This window comes from Candidatus Synechococcus spongiarum (assembly GCF_900047545.1).
GTDB lineage: Bacteria > Cyanobacteriota > Cyanobacteriia > PCC-6307 > Cyanobiaceae > Synechococcus_B > Synechococcus_B spongiarum_C.
The window spans coordinates 1-10864 of record NZ_FITM01000063.1; the positions used below are offsets into that span (position 1 = coordinate 1).

Here is a 10864-nt window from a genome sequence, read left to right on the forward strand (position 1 = left end):
ACTCCCTCCTCTGATCAGACCAGCAGAGCGTAGGGCGTCCAACTGGTTCTGGAATCCGAAGGTGCGGGCCGGGGCCACCTGCTCCACGAACTGCTCCGGGGTCAGCTCCACTTCGTAAAATTGCTGGCCAATGGCTTGCGAGGGGTAGTTGACCGCCACGCTGAACCGCCGCCCTTCATAAGGCAACGCCAGCACATGGCTGTCACCAGACTGGATGCAGACCGTCTCGCGCACCACGGGCGGGGACCGTTGGCCCCCCAGGAGCTGGAGACCCACGGCAGCTACTGCCTCCACCCAGGGCAAGGCCGAACCATCCAGCAGGGGAATTTCCTGTCCCTCCACGTGAATCTGCACGTCGCTGATGCCCACGCCGGCCAGAGCCGCCAGCAGGTGTTCCACGGTGCGGACCAGGCCCGTCGGCAGTTGCACCGCAGTGCAAAGACGCTGCTCCCGCACCAAGTGGTGCCGCAGGGAGACAGGAGAAGCGCCCATGGAGCCCATGCTCAGGCCACCTGACGTACCGGGAGCCAGGGTGACGCGGCTGGTGAGACCACTGTGGAGGCCAACGCCGGCGAGGGAGACCTCTTCGGCGATGGTCCAGCGGTTGTGGTAGTCGGCAGGCCAGAGCATGGTGCCGGCCTCCTAGAACTTCCAGCCTACACCGAAGTTGAAGCCCCACTCGTCCTTGTGGTTGCCTTTGGCGATCTCCGTGCGCAGGGGTCCCAACGGTGTGTTAAGGACCACACCAGCGCCGTAGCTAAAACCACTGCCCGGCTTGTCCAGCAGTGCTCCGGGATTGCCCGTCACACTCTGCTGGGATCCCAGCACACTGCCGGCATCGATGAACAGTGCGCCGCTGACAATGCCGATGATCGGGAAGCGATACTCCATGGAAGCCTCCCCGAAGGTGGTGCCAGGACCAATGGCACATTCGGAGAAGCCGCGGATGGATGTGGAACCGCCGAGGCAGAAGGATTCGTAGGGCGGCGTATTCCCCAGAAGGGCACCACCAGTCACCTGAAAAGCCAGGGTCTGAGGGCAGTTTTCTTCTTCTCCGGGCTCCGGACGGCAGCCGCGATAGATTTTGAGCAGATTTACAGGAATAAAATGGGCAAAGCTGAACTGGGATCGGTTAAACGTTGGCGAACCTCTCCCCACGGAAATATATTGCTCTGTGGAAAAACTGGCAAAGTTTCCGCTAGTGGGGTTAATTTTGTTGTTTAAGGTGTTATAGAGAATGCCAAGACGCAATCCTGCTAAGATATTTTGTGATTCACAATCGTGACCCACACAGAAGAAGTTATCGGTTGTTTCCGAATCCTTAGGGGGTCCCTTTGCGTAAGCCTTGGCATCGCCGTCCGCATTCTGAACGGTAACTTCCTGCAAGGCCAGGCCAGCGGAAGCCGTCCATTTGGTGTCGTCAGCATGGGGATTCCCTCCATTGAGAGGGCGGACAAACTGGAAGTTGGCCCCATTCCGCTGTAGGCGGACCGAGTCACCATTTGTCTGGTAGAGGTTATGGATTTCAGGATCGGGTCGTCTACCAAGCTCGGTAGAGACTTCAGGGTTATTAACATCGTTTGTCAAGAATACCCGGTTTGTCGTGGATGCTGGAGCCCTGTGGTAATGCTCAACCACTCTGATGTCGCTGACCTCGTCACTCCGAAACTGCAGAGGGATTTCCTGACTGAGAAAAATGTTCATCCGAAATGCCGTGCGATAGGGATCGTCTTTGATCCAGGGATCGTGGAAAGCAAGGTCCAGCAGCACGCCATACTGGCCATAGGTGATCTGTGACGTTGTTCTCCAGGCCCGGCCAAACAGGTTGTCTTCGCTAAAGGAAGCCTGACCGAAGATTCCCTGAACGTCGCTATAACCAAGTCCACCGGAGAGGGAGCCTGTTTTGGCTTCCTGGATCTTCAAGACCAGATCCACAAGGCCAGGATCGCTGGGAATGGGCCGCAGGGAGACGTTGATGTCGGAAAACAGACCTGTGCCATAGAGACGCTCTAGGTCCTTCTGCAGGGTGCGGCGATTAAATCTGTCTCCCGATGTGGTAGACAGCTCGCGGGTGATGACCCAGGGCTTGGTGCCTCCGCGGATGGGCTCCCCATCCTCGTCAGTGGTTTCGCCAGCGTCATCCGTGAAGGCAACCTCGATGTCCCCTACCCTGCCTTCACGAACCGTGAGGACAATCACCCCCTCCGGGGTGATGCGCGTCGGCCCCAACACCCTGGCCAGGGAGTAGCCCTGCTCAGCGTACCACTCCTCCAGCCTGGTCAGGCGGTCCTGCAGGGCCACCAGATTGATGGTCTGGCCCTGGTCCTCCACGAAGGTGTCCTGCAATACCTCCTCCGGCAGCAGCACGTCCTGCTCCTCCAACTCCACGGCACTCAGCACCGGGTTGGGGGTGACCGTCACCTCCAGGCGCACCCCCAGAGGGCCGTCGATGGGACTGACCCGCACATCACTGAACCAGCCCGTGGCATAGATGGCGGTCAGATCTCTCTCCAGTTGGGAGCGGGTTGTGCTGCCACCGGGCCGCACCTCCATGGCGTCGTAGGCGATGATCTCAAGGCGATCCCGTTCCGGGTGATCCGCCAGGCCCACGATGACCACTTCGGCGATGGGCACCTGCTGCTCGGGGGCAATGTCCTGAATGGCTCCGGAAGGGGCCTCCTGGGGGAGAATCTGTTCCCGGCCAGGATCGTTCTGGTTTTCCTCCTGGGTCACAGCCGACGGGTCCGTGGCCTCCCCCTCGTCCGGCGGATCCTGGGCCAAGTTCAGGTTATCTGGGGCCTGGGCCGTCCAGCCCCTGACGGCATCCCCACCCACCAGGGCCGCGGGCCGCAACTGGGCAAGCCAACGGGCTTGGGCAAAGGATGGCGTGGGCAGTGCCATACCGAAGAATCCCGTGGCGGAAAGGGCGGCCATCAGGATCGGGGCACGGCGAGGCTGGGAGCAACTCATTGCAGAAGACCACAGAACCATGGGATTGAACATGCTTGACAGACGTGGTGTGACCCGAGTCATGACTTGACCCTGGAGTCGGAGTGCCGGGGCTTGAGATCAAGCGCCTGGAGGCGTTGATTGACGGTCCTGTAGGCATCAACCAGTCCACCAAGGCCCTGACGAAATCTGTCTTTATCCAGAATACGCTCCGGGCTGTCGGGGTGTTGCTGCTGATCCCAGAGACGGCAATTGTCCGGGCTGAGTTCATCGGCCAACAGCAGTTGACCCGTGTGGTCCCGGCCAAACTCCAGCTTCAGGTCCACCAGATCCAGGTCAATACGGCCTAAGGCCTGATGCAAGGTGCTGTTCACTTGACGGGCCATGGTCTCCAATCGCATCCGCTCCTCTGGGGTGACGATGTTCAAGACGGCCAGCCTGGCCTCACTGAGGAAGGGATCCCCCAAGGCGTCATCCTTAAAATAAAAGTCCAGCAGGGGCGGCGCCAGTGGTTGCCCCGCAACAGTGGGAAGCTGCCGCAACAGAGAGCCCGCCGCACGGTTCCGCAGGACCACTTCCAGAGGGATCATGCGCAGGGACCGGACCAGCATCCACCCGTCCCCCAGCAGTCCCTGGAAATGGGTGGGCAGTCCCCCCTGCTCCAGCAGGGTGAAGAGTTGGGATGAAATCCGGCAATTGAGCCGGCCTTTACCCGGCACGTAAACCTGGTGCCGACCGTTGGCTGCGGTGGCCGTGTCCTTGAACTCCACAGCGCAAAGCCGGGCGTCGGCTGTGGCATACAATCTCTTGGCCTTCCCTTCATGGAGCAGGGGGCCAAGGACAGGGGTCGGGCTATCCATGGTCAGTACAGGCAGCGTCTGGTCGGGCAGACCACGCTAAGGGGCAACATCTCTATTCACCGGCGAAGACTCCAAATCCATGGCTGCAAACATCCTGGTAATTGGCTCGGGGGGGCGTGAACATTCTTTGGCCTGGGCCTTGGCCAGAAGTCCAGGGGTTCGGAAGGTTTGGGTGGCGCCAGGCAATGGGGGCATGGTCAGTGCCGCCACAGAGGGGGCGGCGGCCATTGCCGTGGCCTCGGTGGCCCCAGAAGACAGGACGGCTATCCTCAGGCTGTGTCACGACAAGGCTGTCACGCTGGTGGTCATTGGCCCCGAGGCGCCTCTGGCGGCAGGGCTGGCGGATGATCTGCGGGTCCACGGCCTGGCGGTGTTCGGCCCTGGCGCGGACGGGGCCAAGCTGGAGGCCAGCAAAGCCTGGGCCAAGCAACTCATGACCCAGGCCGGTGTGCCCACCGCCCCCAGTTGGGTGGTGGCCAGCCGGACGGAAGCATTGGATCTGCTCCACCGTCGGAGGCGTCCTCTGGTGGTGAAAGCCGATGGGCTGGCAGGGGGGAAAGGGGTGACGGTGGCCAACACCATGGCTGAAGCCGAAGCTGCTGTGGATCGGGCCTTCGCCGGGGCTTTTGGCCGCGCCGGGGAGCAGCTAGTGCTGGAGGAGCGCCTGGAAGGCCCGGAGGTGTCGGTGCTTGCCCTCTGTGATGGGCGAGATCTGGTGCTGCTCCCCCCTGCCCAAGACCACAAGCGCATTGGCGAAGGGGACACCGGCCCCAACACCGGCGGCATGGGGGCCTACGCGCCGGTCCCGTTCCTGGACCAGCAGGGCCTGGAGCAGATGCGCAGCACCATTTTCCTGCCGGTGTTGGCGGCGCTTCGGGCTCGGGGCATCGACTACCGCGGCGTCATCTATGCGGGCATGATGCTCACAGCCATGGGACCCATGGTGATTGAGTTCAACTGCCGCTTTGGCGATCCGGAGTGTCAGTGCCTTTTGCCCCTGCTGGAGGGCAATCTGGCTGCCGTGCTCCAGGCCTGTGCCCTGGGTCAACTGGGGGAGGCTCCGCCCCTGATCACCCGAAGTTCTGCAGCCTGTGCCTGTGTGGTGGCTGCCGCCGAAGGCTATCCGGGTCCTGTTCGCCGTGGGGATCCCATCACGGACACTGGCCGCCCAGGGTCCCGGAGCATGGTGTTTTACGCTGGCGTGACCCGTGGGGAAACGGGGCAACTCCAGACCGCCGGCGGGCGTATTTTGGCCGGTGTGGGGCTTGGTAACGACTTTGACCAGGCCTTTGATCAAGCCTACACCCGCTTGGGCCAAATTGACTACGCTGGCAAAACGGTCCGGTTCGATATTGGTCACCAAGTGCGTCGACGCTGAGAAGCACCGCAGTTAAAAAAACACATCTCATGGACACCCTGAAAGCGCTTCTGGCTGCGTTGCGGCAGTGGTGGTCGGAGTTCACGCTTCAAGCCAAGCTGCTGGCCCTGTCCACCCTCGTGGTGAGCCTCATCATGACGGGACTCACGTTCTTCTCCCTCTCTTCCATTCAGGCGGATGCCCGCCTCAGCGACACCCGCTATGCCCGGGATGTGGGCCTGCTACTGGCTGCCAACGTGACGTCCCTGGTGGCGGAAGGGCAGGACCGTCAGTTGATTACCGTAGCCAACCGCTTCTGGCAGCAAAGCAACAGCATCCGCTACATCCTATTTGCCGACCCCGACGGGGTGATCTACCTGAACCTGCCCCTCGCCAACACGGATGAAGACAGCACCCTGCTGCTGAGTCGCCGCCTGGAGTTGCCGGACACCATCTACGACCGTCCCGGGGATCCTCTGGTGCGTCAGCACCTGTCCCCTGACGGGCAGGTCACGGACGTGTTTGTGCCCTTGATGGCCAATGGTCAACGCCTTGGTGTCGTGGCTCTGGGTCTCAACCCCAATGAAATCGTTCTCAACACAACAGCCCTGACCCGCAAGGTGACCATTTCCGTGTTTATTGCCATCTGGGTGCTGGTGATTTTGGGGGCTGTGTTCAACGCCCTCACCATCACCCATCCCATCAAGGCACTGCTCCACGGGGTGCGCAAAATCACCGCCGGCCAGTTTTCCACCCGCATTGCCTTGCCCATGGGCGGCGAGTTGAGGGAACTGCTGGAGGGATTTAACGCCATGGCCAGCCAGCTTGAGGTGTACAAGGCGGCCAACATCGAGGAGTTGAAGGTGGCCAATCAAGAATTGAAGGTGGCCCAGGCCCAGCAGCAGTCCCTCATTGCCACCATGGCGGATGGGGCCATGCTTCTTGACGACCAGGGTTGTGTGGTGCTGACCAATCCCACCTCCCAGCGGTTGTTCCGTTGGGAGGCCCGCAAGCTAGTGGGGGAGCCGCTGGTGAATCTGCTGCCTGAATCCCTGCTGATGGACGTGGGGGAAGCCCTGCAGCAGGTGTTGGCGGGTGAACATGCCACCCGGGACATCCGTTGCAGCTTCGGGTCCCCCACCCGCACCCTGCGCATTGTGCTGGTGGCGGTCACGGACACGGATCCCAGCAGCAGGGTCCTCAAGGGGGTCACCGTCACCCTGCAGGACCTGAGCCGGGAGGTGGAACTCAACGCGGCCAAAAGCCGCTTTATCAGTAACGTGTCCCACGAGTTGCGGACGCCGCTGTTCAACATCAAGACCTATGTGGAAACACTCCATGATTTGTGGACACAAATCAGCGATGAGGAGCGCAGCGAATTCCTGGCCACAGCCAATGCGGAAACCGATCGCCTGACCCGACTGGTCAATGACGTGCTGGATCTTTCCCGTCTGGAGTCTGGTCAGGAGTTTCATTTTGAGCCCATGGAACTGCGCCCGGCCCTGGAGCAGACCCTGCGCAATTACCGTCTCAATGCCTCCGACAAGGGGGTGCGGCTGCTCTGCGAGGTGGAGCCCGGCCTGCCCCGGGTTCAGGCCAACTTCGATCTGCTGCTGCAAGTGCTGGACAACCTGATGGGCAACGCGCTGAAATTCACGCCGTCCGGCGGCGCCGTTTGCTTGCGGGCCTACCTCTGGCCCGACTCCTGCCCGGTCCCCGAGTTGAGCACCGTCGTCACCACGAACGACCTCACCTCGCGGCTGCCACGGTTCCGGGTGGAGGTGTCCGATACGGGATGCGGGATGAACGAGTTGGATCAGGCCCAGATTTTCGAGCGGTTCTACCGGGCGGAGAACACGGTCCACACGGAACAGGGGACCGGTCTTGGCCTGGCCATTGTGCGCAACATCATGGAGAAGCAGGGCAGTGTTCCCAAGCTGGTGAGCAAGCCCGGTGTGGGCACCACCTTCTGGTTTGAGCTGCCCTTGGAGGGCAGCGACGACGACGAACTGGACCTGGTGGCGGAGCGGGTCCAGGCGGACACTGCCACCACCACAGTCACTCCGCGGCGTCGCTCAGGCTGACAACGCGGCCGCGGCCAAGGCTTTGGCGCTCATCATTGCTAACGCGGATGGGGATACCGCTAATGATTCGTTCAAAGTCCTTGAAGGAGTCCTTGATCTCTGCCCCCGTGCTGCTGATGAGAAACTCGCGGATGCCCTTGTCATGCCAGGAACCGCGCATCTTGAACACGTTGATGGCCCGGGACATTTCACCGCGGATCTCCACATACTGCAGCAGCAGGATTGAATCGGTGATGGTGGAGATGTGGGAGTCGGTGATGGAATGGCTGCCCATGAACTCTTCGGAGGTGTTGGTGAACAGCCCGGTGATTTCCTCCTGCTTCACGTAGCCGGTGACCCCGATGACGAACTGGCGAAAGGCGTTTTGACTCACGCCCCGGGCCAGGGCTGAGAGGGAGTCGATGGCGATCCGGGTGGGCTTGAACTGCCCAATGGCGGTCTTAATGATCTGAAGGTGGTCCTCCAGACCCGTGGATTCGGGATAGGCGCAGATGATCTTGATGAGCCCGTTCTGCTCCATCTGCTCGAAATCCATGCCCCAGCTTGTGGCGTTGCGCATCAACTGGGCGCGGGACTCCTCGTAGGCAAAGAGGATGGCCCGTTCTTTCATCCGATAGGCATCTTCCAGGAACTTGCTCACCAGCAGGGTTTTGCCGGTGCCTGTCGGCCCGGTGGCCAGGATGATGGAGTCTTTGAAGAAGCCGCCGCCGCACATCTCGTCCAGGCGGGGGATCCCTGAACTGATGCGGGTGTTGGAAGAGCGGGACGTGAGCCGCATGGCCCCTAAGGCAAAGACGTTGATACCCTGCACCCCGATGGTGAAGGGGAACTCCCCCTTCATATGGCTGGTGCCCCGCAGCTTGAGGATTTCACAGGTGCGCCGGCGCCGCTCCCCCTCCAGCACGTTGCGCAGGATGACCACGTTGTCGGAGACAAATTCCTCCACCCCGTAACGGGCAATGGGACCGTATTCGTCAATGCGTTCCGTGGTCATCACCGTGGTCACCCCGATTTCCTTGAGCCGTGCGATCATGCGGAACACTTCCAGGCGCACCACCGAGACAGCGTCGTATTGCTGAAAGACCGCTGTCACGGAATCAATGGCCACCCGCTTGGCCTTGTACTTGCGGATGGCGTAGTTGATGCGCTCAATCAGACCGGACAGGTCAAAGCTGCCGGCCATATCCTGTCCTTCCGGGTTGGGAGAGGCGTCCAGCACAAAGAGCTTGTCCTGCTGCACCAGGTCCTGGAGCGACCAGCCGAAGCTGCTGGCGTTGCGCAGGATGTCAATGGGCGACTCCTCGAAGGTGACAAAGATGCCCGGTTCCTGGAACTGTTTGATGCCGTTGTAGAGAAAGTGGAGGGAGAACACGGTCTTGCCCGTGCCGGAGGTGCCGCTAACGAGGGTGGCGCGACCTGTGGGTAGCCCCCCATGGCAAATATCGTCAAAGCCCTCAATGCCGGTGGGTACCTTCTGAACATGGCCGAACCCCTGGCTGCGGGGATCCGGTAGGGAGGAAAAGTGACTGATCATGGCCTCAGACTGCCTCTTCCGAGCCAGAATGCAACACATCCTCGGTGGTCAATTCCTCAAAGAGCAGATCCAGGCCGATGAGGACCCGCTGGCGGTCCGAGAGATCGCCGATGATGCGTCGCACCGGGGGCGGCAAAATTTTCGACAACGTTGGTGTGGCCAGGATTTTGTCCTCTTCGGCAAGCTGGGGGTTTTTCAGCACGTCAATCACCTTGAGGGCATAGACGCCCTTGAACTCTGTTTCCAGAATGTCCCGCAGGGTTTTGAGCGCTCGCATGGAGTTGGGTGTGTTGCCCGCCACGTAAAGCTTGAGAATGTAGGTTTTGCGAGGGCTCATCGCAACACCAACTGTGGACGGGTTCACCCTAGACTGTAGGCTGCCCTTTTGCCGGTCAGCACGTTTGGCTTCCAATGGCGCTTGTTCGCAAGTCCAGCCAAGCTGCGCCATTTCCACCCATGTCTTCCTCTTCAGCGTCCCCCTCCTGCAGCGATCACGCCACCGCCACGGCCCCCTCTCCAGCCCCTGCCGCCGATCTCCTTGGCGTCTACGCCATCGTCGAGGCCTGTGGCAAGCAGTTTTGGATCCAACCCGGTCGCTACTACGACCTGGACCGTCTTGATGCCGCTGTGGACGACACCTTGCAACTGGATCAGGTGCTCATGGTGCGCTCCGGCGCCGGGGTCACCGTGGGGACCCCCCACGTGGACGGGGGGCAGATCAACCTGACAGTGCTGGCCCATCGCCGTGGCCCCAAGCTCATTGTCTACAAAATGCGCCGCAAGAAGAAAACCCGCAGCAAGCGGGGCCATCGCCAGGCCCTCACCCGGGTGCGGGTGGACTCCATCACCGTGGCGGGTCAGCCCCTGGCCTGAGACCGTCTCCCCCAACCAACCTTCCTTCCCCTTCCCTTCTCCAGTTCCCATGGCCCACAAGAAAGGCACCGGCTCCACCCGCAACGGCCGGGATTCCAACGCCAAGCGCCTCGGCGTCAAGCGTTATGGCGGTGAGCGGGTCCATGCGGGCTCCATCCTGATTCGTCAAAGGGGCACCGCCATCCTCCCCGGCCAGAACGTGGGCCGCGGCCGGGACGACACCCTCTTTGCCCTGGTGGACGGCACCGTCGGCTTCCAGACTATCCGCCGCAAAGGCACCTGCCGCAAACGGATTCAGGTGGTGCCAGGTTAGGTGGGCAATCCCTGGAAGATGCCCCCTTGAACGACCGTGTTCTGAGCGAATTTCAGCAGCCGTTCCGGCCACGGGCCAGGCTTCTCCAGTTTCTTGGCGACGAGTTGATCAGTAGCGCCCGGTTGGTGGTTTTCGAACTGGTCAAGAATACCTATGACGCAGACGCGAACAAGGTTGCCGTGACCATTAATCTTGTAATCTTGTGTCAGAGCGTGAGCCCGCAATCACCATCGAGGATGACGGTGAGAGCGTGACAGTAGAGAGGCTCCGTTCAGTCTGGCTGATTCCAGGGGATGATTCATCGCCAGAAACAATGCCAAGCGGACGAGCTCCAGACGGGGGAGGAGGTCCCCCAGCCGCTCAAGTGATGATTCATCGCCAGAAACAATGCCAAGCGGACGAGAGGACTGCGAAGCATCAACGCCTTCCACTGGGAGAAAAGGGCCTGGGCAGGTTCGCTGTCTACAAGCTAGGGGACCATATCACCCTGATGACACGGACTCAGGATGCAGACGAGTGTGTCGTGGAAATCGATTAGAACACGCTGATCGGCAAGCCGTTTCTGGATGACGCGCCTGTGACCATACAGGTCCGACGCCTTGAAACATTTCTTCAAAACCGGACCGGACGGGAACCAGGATTGAAATCCGGCAGTTGCGGACCGACTGGCCCCGTGGCGAGGTCAGACGTCTGCACAATCAGACGGAATTGGAAGTCAAGGGCTTAACAAGGTGAGAGGGAGGCGGACCAATAGGATTTGCCCGCTGAGAATAGACCTGAACCTGGTGAGCATCAGCCAGCGTTTTGCCGACCCCTCTTGCCTGCATCCGGTAGCTGGAGGAGCAGCGCTGGGGCCAGCAGCCCTGTTGTCCTCGTCATCAATGCCTGGGCTAT

At 61.0% G+C, this 10864-nt stretch carries 10 protein-coding genes; 5 read left to right on the forward strand and 5 right to left on the reverse strand.

What is annotated here, in order from left to right; translation table 11 throughout:
* The 3 genes from FLM9_RS02375 to purC all read right to left on the reverse strand — a co-directional run.
* Positions 1–630: UDP-3-O-acyl-N-acetylglucosamine deacetylase (locus FLM9_RS02375; RefSeq protein WP_074457082.1), on the reverse strand; the 630-nt coding region annotated here is incomplete at its 3' end.
* 12 nt (positions 631–642) lie between these two features.
* The gene (locus FLM9_RS02380; RefSeq protein ID WP_257242967.1) at positions 643–2934 is read right to left on the reverse strand and encodes a BamA/TamA family outer membrane protein; all 2292 of its coding nucleotides are present in this window, start codon (positions 2932–2934) and stop codon (positions 643–645) included.
* A 95-nt stretch (positions 2935–3029) separates the two neighbouring features.
* On the reverse strand, positions 3030–3809 hold the full coding sequence (purC, locus tag FLM9_RS02385; protein ID WP_074457084.1) for a phosphoribosylaminoimidazolesuccinocarboxamide synthase: 780 nt from the start codon (positions 3807–3809) through the stop codon (positions 3030–3032).
* A 79-nt stretch (positions 3810–3888) separates the two neighbouring features.
* On the opposite strand from purC, the gene purD reads away from it, so the two are divergent.
* Positions 3889–5187, forward strand: coding sequence for a phosphoribosylamine--glycine ligase (gene purD / locus FLM9_RS02390; RefSeq protein WP_074457085.1), 1299 nt, complete (start codon positions 3889–3891; stop codon positions 5185–5187).
* 29 nt (positions 5188–5216) lie between these two features.
* Positions 5217–7250 carry a sensor histidine kinase gene (locus FLM9_RS02395; protein WP_074457086.1) on the forward strand — a complete coding sequence of 678 codons (2034 nt, stop codon included), beginning with the start codon at positions 5217–5219 and terminating at the stop codon, positions 7248–7250.
* Here the strand turns inward: FLM9_RS02395 and kaiC are convergent.
* Both kaiC and kaiB read right to left on the reverse strand, forming a co-directional pair.
* Positions 7225–8784, reverse strand: a complete 1560-nt coding sequence (kaiC, locus tag FLM9_RS02400) for a circadian clock protein KaiC (protein ID WP_074457087.1) — start codon at positions 8782–8784, stop codon at positions 7225–7227. The two genes, FLM9_RS02395 and kaiC, sit on opposite strands and share 26 nt — an antisense overlap.
* 4 nt (positions 8785–8788) lie before the next feature.
* Positions 8789–9121 (reverse strand): circadian clock protein KaiB, encoded by a 333-nt coding sequence (gene kaiB, locus FLM9_RS02405; RefSeq protein WP_074457088.1) that lies wholly within the window; start codon positions 9119–9121, stop codon positions 8789–8791.
* A 119-nt stretch (positions 9122–9240) separates the two neighbouring features.
* Between kaiB and rplU the strand changes: the two genes are divergently transcribed.
* From rplU to FLM9_RS08340, 3 genes are read left to right on the forward strand one after another with little or no spacing between them, the layout of a single operon-like run.
* Complete coding sequence (gene rplU, locus FLM9_RS02410) at positions 9241–9657, forward strand: 50S ribosomal protein L21 (protein WP_081340143.1); 417 nt, start codon at positions 9241–9243, stop codon at positions 9655–9657.
* A gap of 49 nt (positions 9658–9706) precedes the next feature.
* The gene (rpmA, locus tag FLM9_RS02415; protein WP_074457089.1) at positions 9707–9970 is read left to right on the forward strand and encodes a 50S ribosomal protein L27; all 264 of its coding nucleotides are present in this window, start codon (positions 9707–9709) and stop codon (positions 9968–9970) included.
* A 26-nt stretch (positions 9971–9996) separates the two neighbouring features.
* Positions 9997–10224 (forward strand): hypothetical protein, encoded by a 228-nt coding sequence (locus FLM9_RS08340; RefSeq protein WP_102135456.1) that lies wholly within the window; start codon positions 9997–9999, stop codon positions 10222–10224.
* Positions 10225–10864: the final 640 nt, after the last annotated feature.

Bases quoted from the DNA above. Each gene is read 5' to 3' on its own strand.
- FLM9_RS02380 (WP_257242967.1), bottom strand. From the start codon at position 2,934: ATGGCCGCCCTTTCCGCCACGGGATTCTTCGGTATGGCACTGCCCACG.
- purC (WP_074457084.1), bottom strand. From the start codon at position 3,809: ATGGATAGCCCGACCCCTGTCCTTGGCCCCCTGCTCCATGAAGGGAAG.
- purD (WP_074457085.1), top strand. From the start codon at position 3,889: ATGGCTGCAAACATCCTGGTAATTGGCTCGGGGGGGCGTGAACATTCT.
- FLM9_RS02395 (WP_074457086.1), top strand. From the start codon at position 5,217: ATGGACACCCTGAAAGCGCTTCTGGCTGCGTTGCGGCAGTGGTGGTCG.
- kaiC (WP_074457087.1), bottom strand. From the start codon at position 8,784: ATGATCAGTCACTTTTCCTCCCTACCGGATCCCCGCAGCCAGGGGTTC.
- kaiB (WP_074457088.1), bottom strand. From the start codon at position 9,121: ATGAGCCCTCGCAAAACCTACATTCTCAAGCTTTACGTGGCGGGCAAC.
- rplU (WP_081340143.1), top strand. From the start codon at position 9,241: ATGTCTTCCTCTTCAGCGTCCCCCTCCTGCAGCGATCACGCCACCGCC.
- rpmA (WP_074457089.1), top strand. From the start codon at position 9,707: ATGGCCCACAAGAAAGGCACCGGCTCCACCCGCAACGGCCGGGATTCC.